Genomic DNA, 255 nt, shown 5'->3' on the forward strand with positions numbered 1-255 from the left:
TCAGACTTAAAAGACCGCCTGCGCGCGCTTTACGCCCAATAATTCCGGACAACGCTTGCCACCTACGTATTACCGCGGCTGCTGGCACGTAGTTAGCCGTGGCTTTCTGGTCAGGTACCGTCAAGGCGCGGGCAGTGACTCCCGCACTTGTTCTTCCCTGACAACAGAGCTTTACGATCCGAAAACCTTCATCACTCACGCGGCGTTGCTCCGTCAGACTTTCGTCCATTGCGGAAGATTCCCTACTGCTGCCTC

General features: G+C 56.1%; 1 rRNA gene. It reads right to left on the reverse strand.

The features are described 5' to 3' along the window. Nucleotides 1–255: ribosomal RNA gene (locus tag ACQCV8_RS20210) — 16S ribosomal RNA — on the reverse strand; the annotation flags it as partial.

This window comes from Metabacillus sp. 84, from assembly GCF_050107715.1.
In the GTDB taxonomy this organism is placed as follows: domain Bacteria; phylum Bacillota; class Bacilli; order Bacillales; family Bacillaceae; genus Metabacillus_B.